Genomic DNA, 25,289 nt, shown 5'->3' with positions numbered 1-25,289 from the left:
GAAACCCACTAAAAGGGATTGTCAGGACCACTCGATAATGAGGGAAACCCACCTCTAGCGAGTGGATCCGTAATTTACCCATGATCGATTTACGCCACCTGCGAACCCTCCACGCGCTGCGTGAAACCGACAGCCTGCACGAGGCCGCCGAGCGCCTGCACCTGACCCAATCAGCCCTGTCGCACCAGTTCCGCGATATGGAGGAGCGCATCGGCATGCCGTTGTTCGTGCGCAAATCCAGGCCGGTGCGCTTCACCAGTGCCGGGCTGAAGCTGCTGCAGTTGGCCGATCAGGTACTGCCGCAGATTCGCAGCACCGAACGGGACCTGGGCAAACTGGCCGGGGGCTCCGCCGGGCGCTTGCACATCGCCATCGAATGCCACAGCTGCTACCAGTGGCTGATGCCTTCGGTGGATGAGTTCCGTGGCGCCTGGCCAGAGGTAGAGCTGGACCTCGCCTCCGGTTTTTCCTTCGCGCCGCTGCCGGCCCTGGAGCGCGGGGACCTGGACCTGGTGGTGACCTCCGACCCGGTGACCCTGCCGGGTATCAGCTACGTGCCGTTGTTCGGCTACGAGGCGCTGCTGGCCATCGACAACCATCACGTCATGCGCCACAAGCCTTACCTTGAGCCCGCCGATATCGCCAGCCAGACACTGATCACCTACCCGATCGAACGCAGCCGCCTGGACATCTTCACCCGCTTCCTCGACCCCGCCGACGTCGAACCCGCACAGGTGCGCACCTCTGAACTGACCGTGATGATGATGCAACTGGTGGCCTCCGGGCGCGGCGTTTGCTGCCTGCCCAACTGGGCAGTGCATGAGTACAGCTCACGCGGCTATGTCACCGCCAAGCGCCTCGGCGAACACGGCTTGCAGGCAAACCTCTACGCAGCGCTGCGCAGCGACATGCTGGAAGTACCCTACGTGAGTGATTTTCTGCTCACGGCCAAGGACATCTCCTTCACCACGCTGGCGGGTGTCAGCGTGGCTTCAGGCCCGGTCCTCTGAAAGAAAGTTGGGCAGCCGTTTCATCCCCCGCTGCCCAACCCACGCTTACACAGCCTGCGCCTGTCGGTCCGCATGGTAGGACGAGCGCACCAATGGCCCGGAAGCTACATTCCTGAAACCCATCGCCAACGCTTGCTCGGCAAACCAGGCGAACGTGTCCGGGTGGACGAAGCGCTGCACCGGCAAATGACTGCGCGAAGGTTGCAGGTACTGCCCCAAGGTCAACATGTCGACCTGATGCTCGCGCAGGCGCTGCATCACTTCGAGCACCTCGGCATCGGTTTCGCCCAGGCCAAGCATAAGCCCTGACTTGGTCGGCACCGTGGGTACACGTTGCTTGAAGCGCTCCAGCAGGTCCAGCGACCACTCGAAGTCCGAGCCCGGACGTGCCGCCTTGTACAAGCGTGGCACGGTCTCGAGGTTGTGGTTGAACACATCCGGTGGTTGCTGCTCGGTGATCGCCAGCGCCACGTCCATGCGCCCACGGTAATCCGGCACCAGGGTTTCCAGTTGGATGCCCGGCGACAATGCGCGGATCTCGCGCAGGCAATCGACAAAGTGCTGGGCACCACCGTCACGCAGGTCGTCGCGGTCTACCGAGGTGATGACCACGTATTTCAAGCGCAGGTCAGCAATGGCGATGGCCAGGTTCTTCGGCTCGTCGACGTCGAGCGGCTTGGGCCGACCATGGCCGACATCGCAGAACGGACAACGCCGGGTGCAGATGTCGCCCATGATCATGAACGTCGCCGTACCGCCAGAAAAGCACTCGCCCAGGTTCGGGCAGGCGGCTTCCTCGCACACGCTGTGCAACTTGTGCTTGCGCAGCAGGGCCTTGACCCGCGCCACCTCCGGTGTAGTGGGAATCGCCACGCGGATCCAGTCGGGTTTGCGGGGTACATCTTCGGTGGGGAGGATTTTCACCGGGATACGCGCCACCTTCTCGGCACCGCGCAGTTTCACCCCGGCCTGCAGCGGCTGGGGACGCGGTGGGCTGTGTTGCAGTTGTTCGGTTGACATGGCTGGCTCCTGGCCTGCGATTCAGGTGTTGGGCTCAGGCCGGATAAACCGGGAACAACTTGCACAGTTCGCCCACCTGCCCCGCCACATGGGCCTCGACATCGGCATCACCAAGGTGGTCGAGGATGTCGCAGATCCAGGTCGCCAGGGCCCGGCATTCCGCTTCCTTGAAACCACGGGTCGTTACCGCCGGGGTGCCAATGCGCAGGCCCGACGTCACGAACGGCGACTGTGGGTCATTAGGCACGGCGTTCTTGTTCACCGTGATGTGCGCCCGGCCCAGCGCGGCGTCGGCGTCCTTGCCGGTGATGCCCTGGCGGATCAGGCTAAGCAGGAACAGGTGGTTGTCGGTGCCCCCGGAAACCACATCGAAGCCCCGCTGCATGAAGACTTGCGCCATGGCCTGTGCGTTGTTGACGACCTGGCGCTGGTAGTCCTTGAAACCAGGTTCCAGGGCTTCCTTGAAGCACACCGCCTTGGCTGCGATCACATGCATCAGCGGCCCACCCTGCCCGCCTGGGAACACCGCCGAATTGAGCTTTTTCTCAAGCTCCGGGTCCGCCTTGGCCAGAATCAAGCCACCCCGTGGCCCGCGCAGGGTCTTGTGGGTGGTGGTGGTGACCACATCGGCATAAGGCAGCGGATTGGGGTACAGGCCTGCCGCCACCAAGCCGGCGACGTGGGCCATGTCAACGAACAGGTAGGCCCCGACCTTGTCGGCGATCTGCCGGAAACGCGGGAAGTCGAGGGTTTTCGAATAGGCCGAGAAGCCTGCCACGATCATCTTCGGCTGGTGCTCGACGGCCAGGCGCTCAACCTCGTCGTAGTCGATCAAGCCGTTGGCATCGATGCCGTATTGCACAGCGTTGTACAGCTTGCCCGAAGCCGACACCTTGGCGCCGTGGGTCAAGTGGCCGCCGTGCGCCAGGCTCATGCCCAGCAGGGTATCCCCGGCCTGCAGCAAGGCCAGGTAGACCGCGGCGTTGGCCTGCGAGCCTGAGTGCGGCTGGACGTTGGCGTAACCCGCGCCGAACAGTTGCCTGGCACGCTCGATGGCCAGTTGCTCGACCACGTCGACATGCTCGCAGCCACCGTAATAGCGCTTGCCTGGGTAGCCTTCGGCGTACTTGTTGGTCAGCTCGGTACCTTGTGCCTGCATCACCTGCGGGCTGGTGTAGTTTTCCGAGGCGATCAGCTCGATGTGGTCTTCCTGGCGTTGCACTTCGCGGCGAATGGCCTCGGACAGCGCAGGGTCGAAGTCAGACAGGGTCAGGCTTTTATGGAACATGGGGGTGATTCCTTTTGGTTAGATCGGCAAGTTCAGGCGTCTTGATAACTCGACAGCGGCGGGCAGGCGCAGGCCAGGTTGCGGTCGCCGTAGACGTTGTCCACGCGCCCCACGGGCGGCCAGTATTTGCTTTCGCGCAGGTCGGCAAGCGGGTACACCGCCAGCTCCCGGCTATAGCGGTGCGGCCATTCGCCCGCCAGCTCGCTGGCGATATGCGGGGCGTTCTTCAAGGGGTTGTCGAGTGCGTCCAGCGTGCCGTTTTCCACCGCACGGATTTCTTCGCGGATGCAGATCATCGCGGCGCAGAAGCGGTCCAGCTCCTCTTTCGACTCGCTCTCGGTCGGTTCGACCATCAGCGTGCCGGCTACCGGAAACGACATGGTCGGGGCATGGAAACCAAAATCGATCAGCCGTTTGGCTACGTCCTCGACGCCAATGCCGCTGCTGTCCTTGAGCGGGCGCAGGTCGAGGATGCATTCGTGGGCCACCAGGCCGTTGTCGCCGGTGTACAGCACCGGGTAATGCTCCTCCAGGCGCCGGGCAATGTAGTTGGCACTCAGGATCGCCAGCTGCGAGGCACGCTTGAGCCCTGCCCCGCCCATCATGCGGATGTACATCCAGGTGATCGGCAGGATACTGGCGCTGCCATACGGCGCCGCACTGACCGCGCCCTGCTGCTTCTGCAAATGGCCATGCCCCGGCAGGAACGGTGCCAGATGCGCCTTGACCCCGATCGGACCAACCCCAGGGCCACCGCCCCCATGGGGAATACAAAAGGTCTTGTGCAGGTTCAGGTGCGACACGTCGCCACCGAATTTGCCCGGTGCACACAGGCCAACCATGGCATTCATGTTGGCGCCATCCAGGTAAACCTGGCCGCCGTGTGCATGAATGATGTCGCAGATGCGCGTGATGCCGTCTTCGAACACGCCGTGGGTCGAGGGATAGGTAATCATCAAGGCCGCCAGCGTGTCTGTGTGCTGCTCGGCCTTGCGCTGCAGGTCGTCGATATCGACGTTGCCACGCGCGTCGCAGTTGACCACCACCACCCGCATGCCGGCCATCTGCGCGGTGGCCGGGTTGGTGCCATGGGCTGACGATGGAATCAGGCACACATCGCGCCCCGCCTGGCCACGGCTGGCGTGGTAGGCGCGAATGGCCAGCAGGCCAGCGTACTCGCCCTGGGACCCTGCGTTGGGTTGCAGCGACATGGCGTCATAACCGGTGGCCGCACACAGCATGGCTTCGAGCTCATCGGTCAACTGGCGGTAGCCCAGCGCTTGCTCGGCCGGGGCGAACGGGTGCAGGGCGGCGAACTCGGGCCAGGTGATCGGGATCATCTCGCTGGCCGCATTGAGCTTCATGGTGCACGACCCCAAGGCAATCATGCTGCGGTCCAGGGCCAGGTCTTTGTCACCCAGGCGCCGCAGGTAGCGCATCAGCTCGGTTTCCGAGTGGTAACGGTTGAACACCGGGTGTTGCAGGAATGGCGTAGCGCGCAGCAACGCCAGCGGCAGGCAGTCAGTGCCGTCGGCCGCCAGGGCGGCGTAATCCGGCAGCGTTTGCCCGGCCACCGCAAACACCTGCCACAGCGCCTCGACGCTGTCTTGCTCACAGGTTTCATCCAGTGAAAGGCCGACCCGCACCGAGTCGATCGGACGCAGGTTCAGTCTTGCGCTTTTAGCCGCGGCAAGCACATCGGCCACTGGCCCTGCAGTCACCACGGTAAAGGTGTCGAAGAAATGCGCCTGCTCCACACGATGCCCAAGCTGACGCAGCCCCTGCACCAGGATCGTGGTCAGGCGATGCACACGCCGGGCGATCTGGCTCAAGCCCTGAGGGCCGTGATACACCGCATACATGCTGGCGATGTTGGCCAGCAGTACCTGCGCGGTGCAGATGTTGCTGGTGGCCTTCTCGCGGCGGATGTGTTGCTCGCGGGTTTGCATGGCCAGGCGCAATGCCGGCTTGCCGAAGCGGTCGATGGATACCCCGACCAGCCGGCCAGGCATGTCGCGCTTGAACGCGTCACGGGTTGCAAAATAGGCCGCATGCGGGCCGCCGAAACCCAGCGGCACACCGAAGCGCTGGGCGCTGCCGATGACCACGTCGGCACCCAGCGCTCCCGGCGGGGTCAGCAACGTCAGTGCCAGCAGGTCTGCGCACACCGAAACCCGTGCGCCATCGGCATGGGCGCGCTGGATCAAGGCACGATGATCGACAATTTCGCCGGTACTGGCCGGGTACTGCAGCAGCAGGCCGAAATAGCCGTCGAGCGGCTGGCCATCCAGGGCCGCCTCGTCACCGATGACCACGTCGATCCCCAGTGGCTGGGCACGGGTACGCAACACATCCAGGGTTTGCGGGTGGCAATGATGGGAAGCAAAAAACGCCGGGGCCTTGTTTTTTGCCAGGCGCTTGCAGAAGGTCATGGCCTCGGCGGCAGCCGTGGCTTCATCGAGCAATGAGGCGTTGGCGATTTCCATCCCGCTCAGGTCGCTGACCAGGGTCTGAAAGTTCAGCAGCGCTTCCAGGCGCCCTTGGGAGATTTCTGGCTGATAGGGCGTATACGCGGTGTACCAGGCCGGGTTTTCCAGCAGGTTGCGCAAGATCGGTGCCGGGGTATGGCAGGGGTAATAACCCTGGCCGATATGGTTGCGGTACAGCTGGTTGTTGGCAGCAACGGCCTTGAGCGCGGCCAAGGCCTCTGCTTCGCCCAGCCCTGGGGTCAGCTCGAGCACATTGCTGCCCTTGATGCTGGCAGGGATGACGCTGTCGATCAGCGCGTCGAGCGATTCATGGCCGGTCAGCGCCAACATGGCCGCGATATCGTCTTCGCGCGGGCCAATGTGGCGGGCGACGAACTCATTATCGGTGCCCAGCGGGATGCGCGGTTTGTTCATGGCTGCCACCCCGGCTCAGGCGTTTTCGGCCAGGAAACGGTCATAGCCGTCCTGGTCCATCAGGCTATCGAGGTCGCCAGGGTTGCTGGCCTGGATGCGGAAGAACCAGCCGTCCTGCATTGGCGAGGCGTTGACCAGCTCTGGGTCGTCGGCCAGCGCCTGGTTGACGGCCACCACGGTGCCGGTCAAAGGCATGGTGATGTTGCTGGCGGCCTTCACCGACTCGAGCACCGCGACTTCATTGCCCTCGCCATACGCACCCGGCTCCGGCAGCTGTACGTACACCACGTCCCCCAAGGCCGCCTGGGCATAACTGGTAATACCGACGGTCAACTCGCCAGTCGCCTCCAGGCGCAGCCATTCGTGTTCGGGGGTAAAACGCAGAGTGCTCATGGATTGTCCTCTCTTGTTATTGGGTAGGCCCCTTCGCGGGGCTGCCGGATACCAGAGCAAGAGCAATGCCAATCAGTATTTATTTATATTTATCAGGTGCTTATAGACGTATCGTAGTGTTTTCGCCCCCCTGCAGCGGAGCGTATTCGCTCCACTGCCTGAGCCCTCTGCCTGCTTCTTTTGGGGCCGCCCATTGAATGCGCGCCTCACAGGCAAACGGAGCGCTATCGCTCCAGCGGAGCGCATTCGCACCGAGCCGGTTACAAAGCCCGGCTGGCGATCCCGTACTTGCGCAGGCGCTGGCCGATGGCAGTGTGAGACGTCTGCAGACGCACGGCCAACTGCCGAGTCGAGGGGTAGCTCTCGTACAACTTTTCAAGCAAGGACTTTTCAAAGGCCTGAACGGCGGCTTCCAGGCTGATGATTTCGGCCCCGTCAGCCTGCTGACTGCTCAACGCGGTACCGGCCAGCTCCAGGTCATCGCAATCGATCACCTCACCTTCGCTGATCGCCGCAGCGCGGAAAATCACGTTCTGCAACTGGCGCACGTTACCTGACCAGCGATTGCCCAGCAGCAGCGGATGGGTCGCCAACGCCAGACGGCATGGCGCACGCTGTATCTGCGCACAGGCCTGGCGCAGAAAGTGTTCGGCCAGCAGCAGGATGTCCTTGCCCCGCTCACGCAGCGGCGGCACCTTCAGGTTGAGCACGTTCAGCCGGTAGTACAGGTCTTCGCGAAAACTGCCCTCCATCACCATGCTCTCCAGATTGCGGTGGGTGGCACAGACCACGCGCACATTCACCCGCACTTCGTTGCCGCCCCCTACCCGGCGAAAACTGCCGTCATTGAGAAAGCGCAACAGCTTGGCCTGCAAGTACGGCGACATCTCGCCCACTTCATCGAGAAACACCGTTCCGCCGTCGGCCAGTTCCAGCAGGCCTGGCTTGCCGCCACGTTGGGCGCCGGTGAAGGCACCAGCGGCATAGCCGAACAGTTCGCTTTCAGCCAGGCTTTCGGGCAGTGCCGCGCAGTTCAGCGCCAGGAAAGACGTGTCGCGCCGGGCGCTGAGCGCATGGCAAGCGCGGGCCACCAGCTCCTTGCCGGTGCCGGTCTCGCCCTGGATCAGCAAGGGTGCCTCCAGGCTCGCCACTTTGTGCAAACGTGCCTTGAGCGCCTGCAGCACCGCCGACTCCCCCAACAACGCGCCCAGCCCGTCTGCGTTGTCATGCAGCAACGAGGCCAGGCGCTCGCCGATGCGACTCGCCGGGTACAGGGTCAGCAGGCCACCGACCAGGCCATCGGCCCCGCCGCTGATGGGCGTAGCCTCCAACAGCAACGGTTGGTCCTGAAAGCTCACCTCGCACATCGGCAGGCGAAAGCCCTTGTCGATCAGGGTGCGGGCCAGGTTCGGCTCGGCAAACAATCTGTTCAACGGCTCCCCCGCCGGCTCGCGGCCCACCAGGCTGACCAGCGTCGGGTTGGCCAAAAGCACATGGCCAGCGGGGTCCACAGCCAGCACCGGGTCACTCATGGCCGCCAGCAAGGCTTCCAGCTGCAGACGCCGGCGGTGGCCAGGCAGGAAGTCGACCAGCGACACCTCCTGTACACCGTCCACACCCAACAGGGCTGCATACAGCTCATCCAGCACGGCCGGAGACAAAGTTGGGGCATCGATGTAGACGTTGGGCGGAATCATTTCCACCGCGTCCAGGTTGAGGTTGCGCGCCCCAAGCAGCGACAGGATTTCCTGAGTGATACCGACACGGTCGACGAAAGTGACGTGGATTCTCATCAAAGTTCCTTATCCAAAGCCCTGCCTGGCAGAAAGACAACAGGGGGACAGCGCAATGGCGCCGTCCCCCTTGGGCAAAACGTGAATGTGCCGATCAATCGGCGTCGAACGACAACTGCGCGGTCTCCTGTTTCTTCTGCCGAATGGAGCGGTACGCCAGCCCCAGCACGGCAAACCACACCGGTACCAGGTACAAGGCCATGCGGGTATCGGCTTCCAGGGCCAGCAATGCCAGAATGAAGGCGAAGAACGCCAGGCACACCCGGCACATGAAGGTGCCGCCCGGCATCTTGTACTTCGACGCTTGGTGCAACGGGTCACGCTGCTTGCGGTACGCCAAGTACGACAGCAGGATGATCGACCAGACGAACATGAACAGCAGGGCCGACACCGTGGTGATGAGCGTGAAGGCATCGAGCATGTTCGGCACCAAGTAGATGACCAATGCCCCACCGGTCAGGCACACGCAGGAGAAGATCAGGCCATTGGAAGGCACGGCACGGCTGGACAGTGCGCTGAACTTGCCGGGCGCATCACCATCCACCGCCAGGCCATAGAGCATGCGGCTGGTGGAGAACACCCCGCTGTTGGCCGAGGACATGGCCGAGGTCAGCACCACAAAGTTGATGATGCCAGCGGCGGCAGGCAGACCGGCCAGCACGAACAGCTCGACAAAGGGGCTCTTGTTGGCCACCACTTCACGCCAGGGGGTCACGGCCATGATGGCGATGAGCGCCAGCACGTAGAAAACGATGATACGCACCGGAATCGAATTGATCGCCCGCGGCAGGTTGCGCTCAGGGTTCTTGGTTTCGGCCGCTGTTGTGCCAACCAACTCGATTCCGACGAAGGCAAACACGGCGATCTGGAAGCCAGCGAAGAAACCCATGGCACCATGGGGGAACATCCCCCCGTCGTTCCACAGGTTGGCCAGCGCGGCCGCATGCCCGGCAGGCGACTGGTACGCTGCCGCCACCATGTAGAAGCCTGTGCAGACCAGGGCGCAAATAGCCACGATCTTGATCATGGCAAACCAAAACTCCATTTCCCCGAACATCTTCACCGTCATCAGGTTCAGCGTGAGCAACAGGCCAACGCACGCCAGTGCCGGTATCCACAACGGCATGTCCGGGAACCAGAATTGGGTATAGGCAGAGATCGCAATCACGTCGGCAATACCGGTGACGATCCAGCAGAACCAGTAAGTCCAGCCCGTAAAGAAGCCTGCCCACGGCCCTAACAGGTCGGCGGAAAAATCGATGAACGACTTGTAATTCAAGTTGGACAGCAACAGCTCGCCCATTGCCCGCATGACGAAGAACAGCATGAAGCCGATGATCATGTAGACAAAGATGATGGAAGGCCCGGCCAGGCTGATGGTCTTGCCAGAGCCCATGAACAGGCCGGTGCCAATGGCACCGCCGATGGCGATCAGCTGGATATGGCGGTTGGACAGGTTGCGCTTGAGTTCGTGAGTATCGCCCTCGGGCGGGCAGTGACCGTGCGGCAAGTTATTCATTGTCATGTACCTTGCTAGTTTAATTGTTTTTATAACGTCACAAGTTCAACGCTCGAAACCGGATGAGCAACTTTCAACGCCGATCGAGTGCAAGGTCGGGAGCAAGGTCTGTGCCAAGTGCAAATAGCGCTAGTTAGAGGGGGTTTATTGAGAGCACGGGTACTTCCTGTAAAGAAGTCACTCCATATATTCGTATCAATCAGGCGGTTTAACTGCCGGAGGCATCGGCAGCACTGCACTTGCCCGCCACGTATCGAAATCATTCCAATGGAGCGTATTCACTCCACAATCATCGACTGGCCTCTGTGGAAGCGGCCTTGGCCGCTCCCACGTTGACCCCATCAAGCGGATATTTAACGGATAGGCATCTCCCGCACGGGCTTGCGGCTACGCTGCTCCTCCTCCCAGCCCCCCACCAGGCCCACCGGCACATCGACCGGCGCCAGCGGCTGACGCCCGCGCACCAGGTCGGCTGCGCGCTCGGCCAGCATGATGGTCGGCGCGTTGAGGTTGCCGTTGGGCTCGCTCGGGAACACCGACGAGTCGATCACCCGCAGCCCCTGCAATCCACGCACGCGCAGCATTGAATCGACCACCGCCATCTCATCCTCACCCATACGACACGAGCCGCACGGGTGCATGGTGCTTTCCATGTTCGCGCGCACGAAGGCGTCGATTTCTTCGTCGGTCTGCACCTGCGGCCCGGGCGCCAGCTCCTCGCCACGGTAGCGGTCCATGGCCGGCTGGGCGATGATCTCGCGGGTCAGCCGTACGCACCGACGGAAACCTTCGCGGTCCTCTTCGCTCTCCAGGTAGTTGAAGCGGATTTGCGGATGCTGGTACGGGTCGGCCGACAACGCCCGCACATGGCCTCGGCTCTTGGGCTTGTTGGGCCCGGTCAGCACCATGAAACCATGGCCTTTGAACGGTTTGTCGCCGTCGTAGCGCATGGCCGCCGGCAGGAAGTGGAACTGGATGTCCGGCCAGCGCAAGCCCTTGGACGAGCGGATGAAACCGCCGGCTTCGAAGTGGTTGCTGGCCCCCAGCCCGTCCTTGAACAGCAGCCAGCGCAAGCCGATCATGGCCTTGCCCAGCAGGTTCATCTTGCCGTTGAGGGTCACCGGTTGCTTGCACGCATACTGGATGTAGATTTCCGAGTGGTCCTGCAGGTTCTCGCCCACCCCCGGCAGGTCGTGGCGCACCTCAATGCCGGCGCTTTTCAGCACCGCCGCTGGGCCGATGCCAGAGCGCTGCAGTAAATGCGGTGAGCCGATCGGGCCGGACGCCACCAGCACTTCCCGGTTGCACATGACCTTGTGCGTCTGCCCGCCATGGTCATATTCCACGCCCACCGCCCGCTTGCCATCGAGCAGGATGCGCCGGGTCATGGCATGGGTGATCACGGTCAGGTTCGGCCGGGTCATCGCCGGGCGCAGGTAGGCATTGGCGGTGGACCAGCGCACACCGTCCTTCACCGTCATGTGCATGGCACCAAAGCCTTCCTGCATGTAACCGTTGCAGTCATCGGTCTTGATGTAGCCGGCTTCGGCGCCCGCCTCGACCCAGGCACCATACAGCGGGTTCTGCATATTGTTGCCGTTGTTGGTCGACAGCGGCCCGGCGCCGCCCCGGTAGTCATCGCCACCGAACTTGTACTGCTCGGCACGTTTGAAGTACGGCAGGCAATTGCGGTAGCTCCAGTTCTTCGCGCCGAGGCTTTCCCACTCATCGAAATCACAGGCATGGCCGCGGATGTAGACCAGGCCATTGATCGACGACGAGCCGCCCAGCACCTTGCCCCGAGGGCAATGCAGGCGCCGGTTGTCCAGATGCGGCTCGGCCACGGTCTCGTAGTGCCAGTTGTATTTCTTGGTGTTCATCGGCAAGGAGAACGCACTGGGCATCTGGATCAGCACGCTGCGGTCGCTGCCACCGAACTCCAGTACCAGCACCGAGGTACCGGCGTCTTCGCTGAGGCGGTTGGCCAACACGCAGCCGGCAGAGCCCGCACCGATGATGATGTAGTCGTATCGCTTGGTCATTGTTCTAGTCCTGTACGCGAAGGCCGACGGCCTCGATGTTGCGGTCGTTACGCTTTGGGTAGCCGCCCCAACCCAGGCGCGCGGCCAGCAGTCGGGTCAAGCCGTATTGCACCAGCCCGGCCAGCAGGCAGGACGGTAGCGAGGCCGTGGCGAAGGTGAAGAAGTCGGTATGGGCCAGGGTCTGCGGGTTGAACACCACCACATAGATCGCAAAGCCCGCCACCAGCGCCACCAGCGCAATGGGGTTGAAGCCTTTGCAGTAGCGCAGGGGTGACACGCTTGGTTCGGCGTAGAGCTGGCGCAGGTTCAAGCGCTGCTTGCGAAGGAAGAAGTAATCGGCGATGCCAATGCCGGCCAGGGCGCTGTTGAGTGCGGAGGTCCACACCAAAAAGATGAAGAAGCCATCGTAGATACCCGGCAGCAGCACCACGATCACCACCGGGATGATGCAGAACAGCGAGATCAATACCCCCCAGCCCATGCTGCGCAGCCGTTCCCCGGCCAGCTGACGCAGGCCGATCACCGCCGTGTAGAGGATGTTGACCATGCCGGTCAGGTTGGCCAGCGCCAGGAAACTCAGGGCGATGATGCCAAAGCCCATGCCACCGGCCAGGCGCATCCAGGCGGTAGGGTCGCTGCTGCCCAGGGTGGTGGCGGCGAACAGGCTGACCGACTCGCCCAGTGAAGCGGCACCGAAGATGCCCACCAGGTTGGGCCAGAAGGCGGTACGCTGGTTGCTGCACAGGCGCGACAGGTTGCCGATGTAGGGCCACCAGGAAAAGCCCGCGGCAATGTTGATTTCCACCGCGACCATGAAGTTGACGTGCGGGTTCTCGAACGGTGGCTGCAAGGGCGGCATGGCCAGCAGCTGGTCAAGGCTGTAGCGGCGCGAAATGAAGTACATCAGCGCCAGCATGATCAGGATCAGGCTGGGCGCGATCACCGCACTCAGGCGGCGGATCATGTCTGGCCCGCGCATGGCGACCAGCGCTGCCAGCACAATGGCCAGCAACGCCCCGCCGTTCACCAGCCAACCGTCGCCGCTGGGTTGGGCCTGGTGCACCAGGGTCTGCAGGTTGTCCAGCGCCCGCCCGCACATCAGCCCCAGCACCGCCAGCCAACCCATGGTCAGCACCACCACCGAGAGGAAGTAGACCAGGCGGCTGCCATTGAGGCCGAACATGCTGCGCAGGAAGGTGAACTGCTCGACACCGTACTTGCCGCAGGGCAGGCAGGTGGACGAGGCTGCCAGGACCACGCCGATGATGTTGCCGATGATGATCGCCGCAATCCCTTGCAAGGGGCCGACGAACAGCGCCGTGGCACCGCCGATCAGGAACACCCAGGTAGCCACCGCCAACGCCGAGTTGGCGTAGGCAAAGCCCCAAAAACCCCACACCCGCTCACTGGGCAGCAAGGGGGTGTCACCACGTTCCGCACCCAGGCGAAACTCCTGCTCACGGGAAGCACTCATGGGTGGCCTCCCAGGTAGTACGCGCCAGCGATCATCACCAGCACCAGCAAAGCGAGTGCGACCACATCTGCCGCCGTCAGGGCGCCCGGCCAATGCGCCCTCCTCTCCAGTTCCTCATAGGCGCACAGGCGCCTTTCCAGGTCTTGCGCACGCTCTACATCCACTTGGCTGTTCATCGGCATCACCTCTACAGGTTCTTGTTCTTGAAATTCGATGCTTGATTGAACCCGCGTCGCTCGCCAAACCTCAGCGACGCAGGCCGGCCCTGAACCTCAGGGCAAGGTGATCCACACCGCCTTGGTCTCCAGCAGAAACTCCAGTTGTTCCGCGCCCAGGTCCTTGCCGTAGCCGGACTGTTTGTAGCCACCGAACGGCATGGCCGGGTCGAGGGTACTGTGGGCATTGACGTATACGGTGCCGGCGCGAAGCTGCGGGATCAGCCCATGCACCTTGCCCAGGTCGTTGGAGTAGATCGCCGCTGCCAGACCAAACAGCGAGTCGTTGGCAAGCTGCAGTGCCTCCTCCTGGCTGTCGAACGGCTGAGTGACCAGCACAGGGCCGAAGATCTCCTCGCTGACGATGCGCATGTCATTGCGGCAATGGGCGAAGATCGTCGGCTGCACGTAGAAGCCGGGGCCGTCGAGCAGCTCGCCACCATAGTGCACCTGCGCGCCTTCGGCCTTACCCAGGGCGATATAGTCCAGCACGCGCCGCTGCTGTTGCTGCGACACCATCGGGCTGATGAAGCAATCGGGGTCAAGCCCTGGGGCAATCTTCAACGTCGCCGTGTAGCGTGCCAACGCGTCGAGAAATGCCGGATAGACACTGCGCTCTACATACGCACGGGTACCGGCATCACACACCTGCCCAGAGTTGAAGAACACCCCATTGGCCACGGCTTGCGCCGCCGCCTCGATGTCCGCGTCGGCAAACACGATCACCGGTGACTTGCCACCCAGTTCGAGGGTAAGGCGCTTCATCTGGTCCATCGCCGTCTTGCCCACCGCACACCCCACTGGGGTAGAGCCGGTAAAGCTCAGCTTGTCGATGCCTGGGTGGCTGGACATCGCCTGGCCGACCACGCTGCCGCGCCCGGTCACGATGTTCACCACGCCATCGGGAATACCTGCCGCCTGTACCAGCTCGGCAAAGCGCAGCGCCGACAGCGAGGTCAGCTCCGCCGGTTTGACCACCACGGTGCAGCCGGTGGCCAGCGCCGCGCCCAGTTTCCAGGCCATGGTCTGCAGGGGGAAGTTCCACGGCACGATGGCGCCGACCACCCCCACTGCCTCCTTGCGGGTATACGCCAGGTAGTTGCCAGGCAGCGAAGGCTCGACCGTCCGGCCGTGGATCTTGCTGGCCCAGCCGGCGAAATAGCGTAGGGTATCGACCGTGCCCTGGATGTCGACTGCGCGCGCCTGCACCACCGACTTGCCCATGTCGATGGCTTCGATCTGCGCCAATTCGTCGCCGTGGGTTTCGATCAAGTCGGCCAGGCGATGAATCAGGCGCTCGCGCTCCAGCGGCTTCAGCTGGCGCCAGGCACCACCGTCGAACTGCGCGCGCGCGGCGCACACGGCACGGTCGAGGTCATCTGCGGTGCCCATGGGGATGCGTGTCAGTACCCCTTCGGTGGAGGGCTCGATGACCTCGGCGGTACCTCCGTCGCTGGCCTCCAGCCAGGCACCGCCGATGAACATGCGCTGCGGCTTGCTGAGAAAACGCTGGGTCGCCTCGGAAACGCCAAAGGCCTGCAAGTAGGCTTTAACCTTGTTGTCCACAGTACAGTCTCCGGGTCAGCGGGCGTTGGCGCGCGCGTGGAAGATGAAGCCGATGCTGTTCATCAGCAATTGTGCGGCCAGGATCGAGGTCATGCCGGTGGGGTCGTAGGCCGGGGCCACTTCGACCAGGTCCATGCCGACGATGCGGCCATGGCTGCGCCGGGCCAGGGCCTGGATGATCTCCAGCACTTCGTAGTACAAGAATCCGCCATGGCTCGGCGTGCCAGTGCCCGGGGCGATGGACGGGTCGAAGCCGTCGATGTCGATGGTGATGTAGTAGTTGCGGCCTTCAGGAATTTTCGCCAGCACGCCCTCGCAGCCCAACCGACGTACGTCACGCACCGAAAGAATCTGCGAACCGGCGTCACGCGCGGCGTCGTAGTCGTCGCGGTTGGATGAGGACACGTTGCGGATGCCCATTTGGGTCATGCCAACGATGTGCTCCAGCTCCGATGCGCGGCGCAGCGGGCTGCCGTGGCCGTAGCGCACGCCGTGGCGCTCGTCGACGAAATCCAGGTGGGCGTCGAAATGCACGATGTGGATCGGCCCATGGCCTTCGAACGCCTTGATCACCGGGGCATGCACCGAATGGTCACCGCCCAGCACCACCGGCATCGCCCCCGCCGCAAGAATCTGCCGCACGGCCGACTCGATGTTGGCGTTACTGCTGGCCATGTCGGTGTGCACGATGTCGGCGTCGCCCACATCGACCATGCGCACCTGGTCTTCGGTCAGGTAGGTGGCGTCATCTTCGAAGTCATAGGCACCGGCATGGCCGAAGGAAAACAAGGTCGATGCCTCACGGATGCCGCGCGGCCCAAAACGCGCACCCGAACGCCACTGGGTGCCCATGTCGTTGGGTGCACCCAAAATCGCCACATCGGCGTCGATTGCCGCCCAGTCGGTGCATACCGGCGCCTTGGCGAACGTGCAATGGCCCACAAAGGGCAGGTTCAGGCGGCCAGACTCGTAACCGTGCTTTGCCATGTTCTGCTTTCTCCACGTGTTGTTCTATGTCAGGAGACGGGGCGACTGCTCGACCACCGTTGCAGCCACTATGGCAACCAGGTTGGCGGGGAAAAATGCGCAAGTGCAGATACATACATCGCCATAGCCCGAAGTATTGGCAGGCAGCGAGTCCAGAAAATGCCAGGCATTGCAGTGGCGAGGCGCTCATGTTTAGCTTGCGCAACAAGAACAATACATGGGCGCTCATATCAGCACTGGCGATGTGAGGCTCTGCCGGGAGGCTACGGTGATCCAGCTCCACGATGTCGACCTGAAGCTGCTCAGGGTATTCACCACTATCGTCCGGTGCGGCGGCTTTTCCGCAGCGCAAGCGGCGCTCAATGCCGGGCAGTCGACCATCAGCGAACAGATGTCGCACCTGGAAACCCGCCTGGGGGTCAGGCTTTGCCAGCGCGGGCGCAGTGGCTTTCGCCTGACCGAGCAAGGGGTGGCAATCCATGAGGCAACCCTGCGCCTGCTCAGTGCCGTGGAGAGCTTTTGCCTGGACGCCGACGTGCTCAAGCAGCACATCAGCGGCAAGCTCAACCTGGGCATCATCGACTCCACCCTGACCGACCCCGTCTCGCCACTGCCGCGCACCACCCAACGCTTCGTTTCACGTGGGCATGATGCCCACCTGCACATCTACATCGGTGCCCCGGCAGAACTTGAAGAGCGCGTGCTGGACGGCAGGCTGCACCTGGCAATCGGCCATTTTCCCTTGCGCGTCGCCGGGCTGTCCTACCTGCCGCTTTATGACGAGGCGCTTGGCCTGTACTGCGGCAGGCGTCACCCGCTGTTTGCCAGCAATGCGGGCAACGGCCGACTGATGGAGGACGTGCGCCAAAGCCGTATCGTGGTGCGCGGCTACATGCAGCAGTACGACCTGGAGCAGTTGGGCATCACCAAGGCCGATGCGACGGTGGAGAACATCGAGGCAGCGGCGATCCTGATCATTTCCGGGGCCTATATCGGCTTTTTGCCCGTGCACTTTGCCGAGCAATGGGTCAAGACCGGCGAAATGCGCCGCCTGGGGGCCAACACGCTGGACCTCAGCTCGCCCTTCGATGTGGCTACCCGGCGCGGTGTGTCGCGCCCGCCTATCCTGCAGGCCTTTCTGGAGGATTTGGCTGCCTGTACCGTGAGGACGGCCTCTCATCTCGACGCCGTCTAGAAATGTCTTTGAGCAATGTCTTCAGCAAATACGTAGTCACTCTGAAATGCTCATCCTCCTGACGAACCGTGCAGCAGGTTTTGGACTGATCTTTTCGTTGTTGGAATTTACGCTGTCACCGGCGCGCAGCGCACCGAGATCATGCCGGAGGCAATATCGACTGCAATGTGGAAGGTGCCCGGTTCATGCTTGGCTGAATACCGTTCAGGCGTGGCATCTGAATTGAACATGAGCAGCTTGTAGCGTGCGGCAGCGCCGCCTTGACGTAACTTGCGCAGGGCGCTGGCCTTTTTGCCTTGGAAGAACGACGGCGCGACATTGAAGGCCTCGCCAATCAGCGTTTCGCTGGGGGAGGAGGCGCGAATGTCGAAGCCGTTCTTGTCCTCATTTCCAAACTCCACCGTGTATTCGGTGAACGGGAATGTTTTTTCTCTAAGCAGGCCAGCGATGCCATTGAGGATCACCAGGTCGGACATGATTCGGTTGGCAGCTTCAAAGAGGGTGACCTGCGGGTAGGGGCCGGCCCCCACCTTATCCCGCTTGATCGAAGTCAATAGCTGAACACCGTGCTTGCCTTGAATTGACGCCCCCAGGCAATCAAGGCTCTGTTCAAACTCACTCTTGATGGCGTGTATGTTTTCGGCGTTCAGCGTTCTTATTGGTTGACGCATGGGTGTCCCTGGCAAACGAAAGATTGGAAATAGCGCCAGCCTTGCGCAAACGCTACAAAGGTGACCGCCATTATTGTGCCACCGCTGTATTCGTCAGTGCCATCCATCAGGTGTCAGGTCCATAAGCCATTACCTCCGAAGCTTGCTCCCGAGCGCTCTGGCAAGTAATACCGCCCTCTTCGCAGGTGACACCGGACAGCCTGCTCGCTGCACGCCCCAACGCGGGTCAAAACCCATAAGCGGATTCAAAGTGCCCTTTTTTGATGCACGTCTTCTTCCAGCCAGGTGTTGCTTGTTTGGGGCCGAGGCGAACACCGCCGTGTACTGGCAACCTGAAGCAGCACCTATTTGCTGTTTTCGCGCCCGTTCCACTCTATTTCGGAACGCCACAGGCCTTTAGGCACCTTCATTGCAAAGGCAATTGTGCGCATGACGCATAGACGATCACTTGCAACCGAGGCTCACAGCACCCACCGACCCCAGCAAGGCAGCACCCTGTAGAACCCAGAAAAACAGCAATGAAGCTGCCGGCGACGGCGGCAAGGAGTGGGTATGTCCCGGGCTTTTTTCAATGAAATGTACGAAGCGAACGGCAGTTGCCGCCCGCATTACCAGGAGTTCGCCCGCTGGCTGGCCAACACCCCGCTGGAGCTGTTGGAGCAGCGCCGGCGCGAGGCCGATCTGCTGTTCCACCGCGCTGGCATCACCTTCACCTTGTACGGCGACAAACAGGACACCGAACGCCTGATCCCCTTCGATATCATCCCGCGCAGCATCCGCGCCAGCGAATGGCGCACGGTCGAGCGTGGCTGTATCCAGCGGGTGCAGGCGCTGAACCTGTTCCTGCAGGACATCTACCACGACCAGCGCATCCTCAAGGCCGGCATCATCCCGCCAGAGCAAGTACTGGCCAACGAGGGCTACCAGATCGCCATGCAGGGCCTGGACCTGCACCGTGGGCTGTATGCCCATATCGCCGGGGTCGACCTGGTGCGGGACGGCGATGGCAGCTACTTCGTGCTGGAAGACAACCTGCGCACCCCCAGCGGCGTCAGCTACATGCTCGAAGACCGCAAGATGATGATGCGCCTGTTCCCCGAACTGTTTGCCGCGCAGCGTATCGCGCCCATCGACCACTACCCCAACCTGCTGCTGGACACACTCAAGAGCGCCAGCCCACTGGACAACCCCACTGCCGTGCTGCTCACCCCTGGCCGGTTCAACAGCGCCTACTTCGAGCATGCCTTTCTGGCCCGGGAAATGGGTATCGAGCTGGTCGAAGGCGCTGACCTGTTCGTGCGTGACGAGCATGTCTACATGCGCACCACCGCCGGCCCACAACAAGTGGACGTGATCTACCGGCGCCTGGACGACGACTACCTCGACCCGCTGTCTTTCAACCCGGAATCGACACTGGGCGTACCGGGGCTGATCTCGGTGTACCGTGCCGGCAATGTGGTGCTGGCCAACGCAGTGGGCACGGGCGTGGCCGACGACAAGTCGATCTACCCGTATGTCGACGACATGATCCGCTTCTACCTGAGCGAAGAGCCGATCCTCAACAACGTGCCGACCTGGCAATGCCGCAAGCCGGCGGACCTGTCCCATGTGCTGGCCCACCTGCCCAAACTGGTGGTCAAGGAAACCCAAGGCTCCGGCGGCTATGGCATGTTGGTCGGGCCGGCGTCGACTGCAGCCCAGATCGAGGACTTTCGTGCGCGCATCAAAGCCCGCCCGCACGCCTATATCGCGCAACCCACCTTGTGCCTTTCAACCTGCCCGACCTTCGTCGACAGTGGCATCGCACCGCGCCACATCGACCTGCGCCCGTTCGTGCTATCGGGCAGTGAAACGCGCCTGGTGCCCGGCGGCCTGACCCGCGTGGCATTGCAGGAAGGCTCGCTGGTGGTCAACTCGTCGCAGGGCGGCGGTACCAAGGACACCTGGGTGGTGGAGGACTGAACCATGCTTTCGCGAACCGCTTCGGACCTGTACTGGATGTCCCGCTACCTGGAACGTGCAGAAAACCTCGCGCGCATGCTTGAGGTCAGCTATTCGCTGTCGCTGATGCCACAGGCTGGGCGCAGCGACGGCCATGCCGAGCTGGCGATGTCGCTGTTGGCCTCCGGCACACTGGACGACTACATCCGCCGGCACACCGAGCTCGACACCGAGCGCATGCTGCACTTCTTCGCCCTCGACGCGACCAACCCCAGCAGTATCTATTGCTGCCTGCAGGCCGCCAGGACCAATGCCCATGCGGTGCGCGGCCGGATCACCGCCGACATGTGGGAGAACATCAATGCCACCTGGATCGAAATGCGCAACATCGCCAGCAATGGCCTTGGCCGCTATGGCATCAGCCAGTTCTGCGACTGGGTCAAGGAGCGCTCGCACCTGTTCCGTGGCGCGACCTCCGGCACCATCATGCGCAACGACGCCTACAGTTTCATCCGCCTGGGGACCTTCCTGGAACGGGCGGACAACACCCTGCGCCTGCTCGATGCGCGCTACGAAATGTTCGGCGAGGCTTCCGAAGAGGTCAGCGACAGCTCCGCCCGCGGTTATTACCAATGGAGCGCCCTGCTGCGGGCGCTGACCTCGTATGAAGCCTTCAACGAGCTGTATCGCGCGGCGCCCAGTGCCCGGCCGGTGTCCGAGCTGCTGTTGTTGCGGGTGGACGTGCCGCGCTCGCTGCATGCCTGCATCGAGGAGCTGGACCTGATTCTGGCCGGCCTGCCCGGCAGCAGTGGGCGCGCCGCCCAGCGCATGGCCGCCGAACTCAATGCGCGCCTGCGCTACACCGCCATCGACGAAGTCCTCGACGCAGGCTTGCACGCCTGGTTGACCGACTTCATCGGCCGCGTCAACCAACTGGGCCAGGCGGTCCATCACTCCTACCTGGAGGTTGTATGAAACTGTGCATTCGCCACGACACTACCTACAGCTACGCCAGCGACGTCAGCAACAGCATTCAGTTCCTGCGCCTGACGCCACGCAGCAGCGAACGCCAACGCATCGATGATTGGCAACTGGTCCTTCCCAGCAAGGTCAAGAGCCAGATCGACCCGTACGGCAACATCCTGCATGTGCTGACCCTGGACAAACCCCACGGGCACCTTGCACTGACTGCCAGTGGCCAGGTAGAGATCGACCCGGATTGCGAGCAGGAGGGCGAAAGCCAGTCGCCTCTGCCCTTCCTGCGTGACAGCCGACTGACTCAAGCCGATGACACACTCAAGGCCTTCGCCAACCGGCAGTGCGGCAAGCATCGCGACCGGGGGGCATTGACGGGGCTGATGCAAGGCCTGGCCGAGCACATGCCCTACAGCCCTGGGGCCACCTCGGTGGGCACCACAGCCATCGAAGCGTTCAGGGGTGGCGCTGGCGTGTGCCAGGACCACACCCATGCCTTCCTGGCCTGCGCACGCAGCCTGGGGGTGCCGGCACGCTACGTTTCCGGTTACCTGTGCACCGAGGACGAGCAGCATCTGGCCAGCCACGCCTGGGCCGAAGCGTGGATCAACGACGCCTGGTTCAGCTTCGACGTCACCAACCGCCTGACGCGCCCAGAACGTCACCTGAAGCTGGCAGTTGGCCTGGACTACCTCGATGCCTGCCCAGTCAGGGGGGTGCGCCGTGGCGGCGGCGTCGAATCGATGCAGGCCAGCGTCCACGTTCATCGCCAGTGACAGGTTGGCTGCAGGCAGGTCTTGTCGCGCGAGCGCGGCAAGGCCACTCCATACGCAACACAAGGGAAACCGCATGACTTACTGCGTCGCCATGCACCTGGAGGACGGGCTCGTCTTCATCAGCGACTCACGCACCAATGCCGGCATCGACCAGATCTCCACCTTTGCCAAGTTGTTCGTCTTCAGCGTGCCAGGCGAGCGGCTGATCGTGCTGCAGACCGCCGGCAACCTGGCGACCTCGCAGTCCGTGGTCAACCTGCTGCGCCAGCGTACCCTGGGCAGCGGCCAGCACCTGCTGAACGTTGCCACGCTTTTCGATGCCACGGTGCTGGTTGCCGACACCCTGCGCGAAGTGGTCAGCCGTGACCGCAGCAAACTCACCGCGGGCATCGACCTGAGCAGTTCATTCATTGTCGGCGGCCAGATAGCCGCCGGGCCCATGGCCATTTTCAATGTCTACGCGCAGGGCAATTTCTTTCAGGCCACGCCGGATACTCCGTTCCTGCAACTGGGTGAAAGCAAGTACGGCCGGCCCATACTCGACCGCAACCTGGATTACCGCACGCCGCTCGATGAAGCGTTGCGCTGTGGCCTGATTTCGTTCGACTCCACCATCCGCAGCAACCTGTCGGTGGGCATGCCGCTGGACTTGCTGGTGTACCGCAAAAACAGCCTGGAGAGCATGACACGCAGGCGCATCAACAGCGACGATGCCTATTACCAGCAAATTCGCAAGCAATGAAGCGACGGGTTGAAGACACTCCTGGCTGAACTGCCGGCGCCGCCTTATGGCTGAATGAGGCGCCGTGGCCAGGTTTCATTGGGGAAGCGACGCAGGTTATCCTGCACCCTCCCCTTGTCACGAGATTGTCATGTCGTCCGTCGCCACTCCGGTGCAAACCCAACGCGCCGACCGAGACTCGCGCAACGCGGCCCAGGTGCTCAGCCTGTGCCTGCCCAGTGACGTACTGCTCTACCTGCTGCTGCCGATGTACGCAGCCGACTTCGGCGTGACCTTGGCCGAAGCTGGCGTGCTGCTGGCGGCCAACCGCCTGGTGCGCATCATCGGTTACGGCTGGGTCGTGCGCTTCTATGCCCGCCATGGCGACCGCGCGGCCTGCAGCCTTGCGGCCTTCGCCGCCGCCGTGTGCGCACTGGGCAATGCGATGCTGACCGGTTTCGCCGCGCTACTGTTGCTGCGCCTGGTCTGGGGCCTGTGCTTTGCCACGTTCAACCTGAGTACCCAAACCCTCGCTACCGCTGAGGTACAAGGGGCGGCACGCCGTGCGGGACGCTCGCGAGCGACCCTTTCCATCGGGCCAATGCTGGCCTTGCCGCTGGGTGCGCTGATGGCACAGGCCTACGGCCCGCGCAGTGTGTTCTTCGTGCTCTGCATCGGTGCTCTGTTCGGGCTGTGGCGTGCGCGCGCCCTGCCCGGCACCGGCCACGCGGTCGCCAGCCGCGGGGGCCGGCGCCTGCGCCTGCCCGACAGCATCGCTACCTGGTCCTTCATCGAAGGGGTGACCCTGGACGGCTTGTTCATCTTCGGCCTCTCGCTCTACGCACAAACCCACCTGGGGGAGTCCGGCGTGCTGGCAGCGGGCGTGCTGATGGCGGTGCGCTACCTGAGCGAAATGCTCTTCAGCCCCTTCGGCGGGCGCCTGGCCGACCGCTTCGGGCCGCTGCGCATGCTGGTAGCGCTGTCACTGGCCACGTCGCTGGCGCTGCTGCTGTTTGCCAGCCACTGGTTGTTCATCGGCGCCTTCTTCGTGCTGGTGCTACGCGCCCTGCAACTGCCGCTGGTGATGACGCTGGTGGCCCTGCGCAACCCGCAACAACGCATCCAGGCGCTGGCCGGCAACGCCGTGTGGCGTGACATTGGCGCGGGGCTCGGGCCGATGCTGGCGGGTGTGCTGCTGCCGCAGGTGCCAGCGATCTGGGCCTACGCCGGGGCGGCACTGGCGATCGCGATGGCAGCCTTGAATTGCGCCTGGTCGGCGCGACAATGAGTGCTGACGCCATGCATGACATGGGCTCACCTATGGTGTGAGGAGTGATCGTTTGAGTCGATCAAATCGCTGAAATCTAATGGTTGCAAACCAACAAGAAGCTCGCACGGAAGCGATCAGCGATAGAGATAACTACACGATGACTCCAACGTTCTCATTAATCGTTCTGGGCACTGCAATACTGCTGATCGTGGTCATGATCAGCAAGCTCAAGGTCCACCCCTTCCTGGCACTGCTGGCCGCAAGCCTGGTGGTGGGCATTGGTACCGGCATGCCGCCGACGGCCATGGTTGCCGCGTTCGAAAAAGGCATGGGCAGCACGCTGGGCTTTCTTGCCGGCATCATCGGCCTGGGCAGTATCCTCGGCAAACTGCTGGAAGAGTCGGGTGGGGCCAGGCGCATCGCCACCACGCTGCTGAACCTGTTGGGTGAACGCAATGCTTCATGGGCCATGATGCTGGTGGGCTTCATCGCTGGCATCCCGGTGTTTTTCGAGGTCGGCTTCGTGCTGCTCATTCCGCTGATCTACGTGGTTGCCCGGCAAACCCGCATCAGCATGCTGTACCTCGGCGTCCCGCTGGCCACCTCGCTGATGGTGGTGCACTGCATTCTGCCGCCACACCCAGCTGCTACGGCGATTACCGGCATGCTCAATGCCGATATCGGCACGGTCATCCTCTATGGCCTGATCGTTGGCTTGCCCACTGCCATCATCGCCGGCCCGGTCTGGGTACGCTTCGCCTGCAAGCGCGGCGCAACACAAGCGCAAGATACCTTCCTTTCGGCACGTACCGAAGCCCAGGTCGATGACCAGCCGCTGCCTGCTTTCGGCATTACCCTCGCCACCGTCCTGCTGCCGTTGCTGCTGATGGTCGGCAAAACCTTGGCCGTCATGGTGCTGGCAAAGGGCTCCACGCTGTACGAGTGGGTGGCCTTCGTTGGCAACCCACTGATCGCCCTGGCGCTGTCGGTTATGTTCGGCTACTGGGCACTGGGCCTGCGCCGCGGCCTGGACATGGCGCAGTTGCTCAACCTGACCCAGCGCTGCTTCCCGCCCCTGGCCGGTATTTTGCTGATTATCGGTGCCGGCGGCGCCTTCAACGACATGCTGGTCGGTAGCGGCATCGGCAAGGCGCTGGCTGACGTGCTCAACCAGACCCAGCTCAACCCGGTCATCCTCGCCTGGCTGATCGCTGGGATCATGCACTTCGCGGTCGGTTCGGCCACGGTGGCAATGATCAGCGCGGCCGGCATGGTCATGCCGATCCTGGGCCAACACCCCGAATACAACCGGGAAATCCTGGTGATCGCCATCGGTGCAGGCGCCATCGGCTGGACACACATTACCGATTCGGCGTTCTGGGTGGTGAAGGAGTATCTGGGGCTGTCACTCAGCGATGCGTTGAAAAAATTCACTGCGGCGACAGTGCTGGCCTCGGTGATCGCCTTGTGCCTGACCCTGCTCCTTTCAAAAATTGTCTGATCTACTCTGCAAAGACTGCACAACAGGTG

The 25,289-nt window shown here is 62.7% G+C and carries 20 protein-coding genes; 8 read left to right on the top strand and 12 right to left on the bottom strand.

Annotation, left to right across the window (positions count from 1 at the left end; genetic code table 11):
* The first annotated feature begins 80 nt into the window (after positions 1–80).
* Positions 81–1,010: a LysR family transcriptional regulator gene (locus APH42_RS00895; RefSeq protein WP_012272714.1), complete on the top strand. Its 930-nt coding sequence runs from the start codon at positions 81–83 to the stop codon at positions 1,008–1,010.
* A gap of 45 nt (positions 1,011–1,055) precedes the next feature.
* On the opposite strand, the gene lipA is transcribed toward APH42_RS00895, so the two are convergent.
* The 11 genes from lipA to speB all read right to left on the bottom strand — a co-directional run bounded on the left by lipA (position 1,056) and on the right by speB (position 16,210).
* On the bottom strand, positions 1,056–2,030 hold the full coding sequence (lipA, locus tag APH42_RS00890) for a lipoyl synthase (protein ID WP_012272715.1): 975 nt from the start codon (positions 2,028–2,030) through the stop codon (positions 1,056–1,058).
* A 34-nt stretch (positions 2,031–2,064) separates the two neighbouring features.
* Positions 2,065–3,318 carry a serine hydroxymethyltransferase gene (gene glyA, locus APH42_RS00885; RefSeq protein ID WP_012272716.1) on the bottom strand — a complete coding sequence of 418 codons (1,254 nt, stop codon included), beginning with the start codon at positions 3,316–3,318 and terminating at the stop codon, positions 2,065–2,067.
* 32 nt (positions 3,319–3,350) lie between these two features.
* The gene (gene gcvP, locus APH42_RS00880; RefSeq protein WP_060492475.1) at positions 3,351–6,221 is read right to left on the bottom strand and encodes an aminomethyl-transferring glycine dehydrogenase; all 2,871 of its coding nucleotides are present in this window, start codon (positions 6,219–6,221) and stop codon (positions 3,351–3,353) included.
* 15 nt (positions 6,222–6,236) lie between these two features.
* The gene (gene gcvH / locus APH42_RS00875) at positions 6,237–6,614 is read right to left on the bottom strand and encodes a glycine cleavage system protein GcvH (protein ID WP_012272718.1); all 378 of its coding nucleotides are present in this window, start codon (positions 6,612–6,614) and stop codon (positions 6,237–6,239) included.
* Between the two features lie 260 nt (positions 6,615–6,874).
* Positions 6,875–8,407, bottom strand: coding sequence for a sigma-54-dependent transcriptional regulator (locus APH42_RS00870; RefSeq protein WP_012272719.1), 1,533 nt, complete (start codon positions 8,405–8,407; stop codon positions 6,875–6,877).
* A gap of 94 nt (positions 8,408–8,501) precedes the next feature.
* Complete coding sequence (gene cycA / locus APH42_RS00865; RefSeq protein ID WP_123109003.1) at positions 8,502–9,926, bottom strand: D-serine/D-alanine/glycine transporter; 1,425 nt, start codon at positions 9,924–9,926, stop codon at positions 8,502–8,504.
* 353 nt (positions 9,927–10,279) lie between these two features.
* Positions 10,280–11,968: a choline dehydrogenase gene (betA, locus tag APH42_RS00860; RefSeq protein WP_012272721.1), complete on the bottom strand. Its 1,689-nt coding sequence runs from the start codon at positions 11,966–11,968 to the stop codon at positions 10,280–10,282.
* 4 nt (positions 11,969–11,972) lie between these two features.
* Positions 11,973–13,442, bottom strand: a complete 1,470-nt coding sequence (locus APH42_RS00855) for a cytosine permease (RefSeq protein WP_060492473.1) — start codon at positions 13,440–13,442, stop codon at positions 11,973–11,975.
* A complete protein-coding gene (locus tag APH42_RS00850) occupies positions 13,439–13,618 on the bottom strand; it encodes a hypothetical protein (protein ID WP_012272723.1) in 180 nt (59 codons plus the stop codon). Before APH42_RS00850 ends, APH42_RS00855 begins: the two co-directional genes overlap by 4 nt.
* Positions 13,619–13,714: 96 nt before the next feature.
* Positions 13,715–15,223 (bottom strand): aldehyde dehydrogenase, encoded by a 1,509-nt coding sequence (locus APH42_RS00845; RefSeq protein WP_012272724.1) that lies wholly within the window; start codon positions 15,221–15,223, stop codon positions 13,715–13,717.
* A gap of 15 nt (positions 15,224–15,238) precedes the next feature.
* On the bottom strand, positions 15,239–16,210 hold the full coding sequence (speB, locus tag APH42_RS00840; protein WP_012272725.1) for an agmatinase: 972 nt from the start codon (positions 16,208–16,210) through the stop codon (positions 15,239–15,241).
* Between the two features lie 268 nt (positions 16,211–16,478).
* On the opposite strand from speB, the gene APH42_RS00835 reads away from it, so the two are divergent.
* Positions 16,479–17,405, top strand: a complete 927-nt coding sequence (locus APH42_RS00835; protein WP_012272726.1) for a LysR family transcriptional regulator — start codon at positions 16,479–16,481, stop codon at positions 17,403–17,405.
* A 107-nt stretch (positions 17,406–17,512) separates the two neighbouring features.
* On the opposite strand, the gene APH42_RS30065 is transcribed toward APH42_RS00835, so the two are convergent.
* Positions 17,513–18,076 carry a hypothetical protein gene (locus tag APH42_RS30065; RefSeq protein WP_012272727.1) on the bottom strand — a complete coding sequence of 188 codons (564 nt, stop codon included), beginning with the start codon at positions 18,074–18,076 and terminating at the stop codon, positions 17,513–17,515.
* 552 nt (positions 18,077–18,628) lie between these two features.
* Here APH42_RS30065 and APH42_RS00825 point away from each other — a divergent pair.
* The 6 genes from APH42_RS00825 (at position 18,629) to APH42_RS00800 (ending at position 25,260) form a co-directional block, all read left to right on the top strand.
* The gene (locus APH42_RS00825) at positions 18,629–20,038 is read left to right on the top strand and encodes a circularly permuted type 2 ATP-grasp protein (RefSeq protein WP_012272728.1); all 1,410 of its coding nucleotides are present in this window, start codon (positions 18,629–18,631) and stop codon (positions 20,036–20,038) included.
* Between the two features lie 3 nt (positions 20,039–20,041).
* The gene (locus APH42_RS00820) at positions 20,042–20,992 is read left to right on the top strand and encodes an alpha-E domain-containing protein (protein WP_012272729.1); all 951 of its coding nucleotides are present in this window, start codon (positions 20,042–20,044) and stop codon (positions 20,990–20,992) included.
* Positions 20,989–21,768: a transglutaminase family protein gene (locus tag APH42_RS00815; RefSeq protein ID WP_012272730.1), complete on the top strand. Its 780-nt coding sequence runs from the start codon at positions 20,989–20,991 to the stop codon at positions 21,766–21,768. The genes APH42_RS00820 and APH42_RS00815 overlap by 4 nt, the downstream gene beginning before the upstream one ends.
* 73 nt (positions 21,769–21,841) lie before the next feature.
* Positions 21,842–22,510 (top strand): hypothetical protein, encoded by a 669-nt coding sequence (locus tag APH42_RS00810; RefSeq protein WP_060492472.1) that lies wholly within the window; start codon positions 21,842–21,844, stop codon positions 22,508–22,510.
* 130 nt (positions 22,511–22,640) lie between these two features.
* Positions 22,641–23,777, top strand: a complete 1,137-nt coding sequence (locus APH42_RS00805) for an MFS transporter (protein ID WP_012272732.1) — start codon at positions 22,641–22,643, stop codon at positions 23,775–23,777.
* A 139-nt stretch (positions 23,778–23,916) separates the two neighbouring features.
* Positions 23,917–25,260 (top strand): gluconate:H+ symporter, encoded by a 1,344-nt coding sequence (locus tag APH42_RS00800; RefSeq protein ID WP_060492471.1) that lies wholly within the window; start codon positions 23,917–23,919, stop codon positions 25,258–25,260.
* Positions 25,261–25,289: the final 29 nt, after the last annotated feature.

The sequence above is a fragment of the Pseudomonas sp. NBRC 111140 genome (genome assembly GCF_001320885.1).
GTDB classification, from domain to species: Bacteria; Pseudomonadota; Gammaproteobacteria; order Pseudomonadales; family Pseudomonadaceae; genus Aquipseudomonas; species Aquipseudomonas putida_P.
This window is presented reverse-complemented; position numbering and strand designations above follow the sequence as displayed.

What these genes read in the sequence shown, in the direction of transcription:
- APH42_RS00895 (WP_012272714.1), top strand. Translation starts at nt 81, where the DNA reads ATGATCGATTTACGCCACCTGCGAACCCTCCACGCGCTGCGTGAAACC.
- lipA (WP_012272715.1), bottom strand. Translation starts at nt 2,030, where the DNA reads ATGTCAACCGAACAACTGCAACACAGCCCACCGCGTCCCCAGCCGCTG.
- glyA (WP_012272716.1), bottom strand. Translation starts at nt 3,318, where the DNA reads ATGTTCCATAAAAGCCTGACCCTGTCTGACTTCGACCCTGCGCTGTCC.
- gcvP (WP_060492475.1), bottom strand. Translation starts at nt 6,221, where the DNA reads ATGAACAAACCGCGCATCCCGCTGGGCACCGATAATGAGTTCGTCGCC.
- gcvH (WP_012272718.1), bottom strand. Translation starts at nt 6,614, where the DNA reads ATGAGCACTCTGCGTTTTACCCCCGAACACGAATGGCTGCGCCTGGAG.
- APH42_RS00870 (WP_012272719.1), bottom strand. Translation starts at nt 8,407, where the DNA reads ATGAGAATCCACGTCACTTTCGTCGACCGTGTCGGTATCACTCAGGAA.
- cycA (WP_123109003.1), bottom strand. Translation starts at nt 9,926, where the DNA reads ATGAATAACTTGCCGCACGGTCACTGCCCGCCCGAGGGCGATACTCAC.
- betA (WP_012272721.1), bottom strand. Translation starts at nt 11,968, where the DNA reads ATGACCAAGCGATACGACTACATCATCATCGGTGCGGGCTCTGCCGGC.
- APH42_RS00855 (WP_060492473.1), bottom strand. Translation starts at nt 13,442, where the DNA reads ATGAGTGCTTCCCGTGAGCAGGAGTTTCGCCTGGGTGCGGAACGTGGT.
- APH42_RS00850 (WP_012272723.1), bottom strand. Translation starts at nt 13,618, where the DNA reads ATGAACAGCCAAGTGGATGTAGAGCGTGCGCAAGACCTGGAAAGGCGC.
- speB (WP_012272725.1), bottom strand. Translation starts at nt 16,210, where the DNA reads ATGGCAAAGCACGGTTACGAGTCTGGCCGCCTGAACCTGCCCTTTGTG.
- APH42_RS30065 (WP_012272727.1), bottom strand. Translation starts at nt 18,076, where the DNA reads ATGCGTCAACCAATAAGAACGCTGAACGCCGAAAACATACACGCCATC.
- APH42_RS00825 (WP_012272728.1), top strand. Translation starts at nt 18,629, where the DNA reads ATGTCCCGGGCTTTTTTCAATGAAATGTACGAAGCGAACGGCAGTTGC.
- APH42_RS00820 (WP_012272729.1), top strand. Translation starts at nt 20,042, where the DNA reads ATGCTTTCGCGAACCGCTTCGGACCTGTACTGGATGTCCCGCTACCTG.
- APH42_RS00815 (WP_012272730.1), top strand. Translation starts at nt 20,989, where the DNA reads ATGAAACTGTGCATTCGCCACGACACTACCTACAGCTACGCCAGCGAC.
- APH42_RS00810 (WP_060492472.1), top strand. Translation starts at nt 21,842, where the DNA reads ATGACTTACTGCGTCGCCATGCACCTGGAGGACGGGCTCGTCTTCATC.
- APH42_RS00805 (WP_012272732.1), top strand. Translation starts at nt 22,641, where the DNA reads ATGTCGTCCGTCGCCACTCCGGTGCAAACCCAACGCGCCGACCGAGAC.
- APH42_RS00800 (WP_060492471.1), top strand. Translation starts at nt 23,917, where the DNA reads ATGACTCCAACGTTCTCATTAATCGTTCTGGGCACTGCAATACTGCTG.